General features: G+C 61.5%; 1 protein-coding gene. It reads right to left on the reverse strand.

The genetic code is table 11. The annotated features are described in order from the left end of the window. Positions 1-153: 153 nt before the first annotated feature. Positions 154-315 (reverse strand): hypothetical protein, encoded by a 162-nt coding sequence (locus HKX41_10825; GenBank protein NNC24623.1) that lies wholly within the window; start codon positions 313-315, stop codon positions 154-156. Between the last annotated feature and the right edge of the window lie 15 nt (positions 316-330).

Below are 330 nucleotides of genomic sequence, written 5' to 3' on the forward strand. Positions count from 1 at the left end.
CTTGCGCTGTACCTTTTCGGCTTCGAAATTCTGGACCAGCGTATGGATGGACGGCTTGTTCATGGCTATGGCCTGTTGGATTAGTTGTTGCGCGAGTGCACGTGGACCCGCGTCATGGCATGGATATAGCTATGGGTACAGCTAAGCGACTAATTATAACGGGATTTTTTTGGCCGTGGCTAGGGCCTGGCCGGCCGGCTCCGGATCGGGGCCCGCCGGGCCGGCCGAAACGGGGCTGGAATCGGTTTCCCGGGCCGTCTGCGCCGCCAGTTCGGCCCGGTAAGCCTCCAGCAGCTTGCGGTCGGCCTTGGACAAGGCGGCCTCGTTCAG

It is taken from the genome of Salifodinibacter halophilus (assembly GCA_012999515.1).
Lineage (GTDB): Bacteria > Pseudomonadota > Gammaproteobacteria > Nevskiales > Salinisphaeraceae > Salifodinibacter > Salifodinibacter halophilus.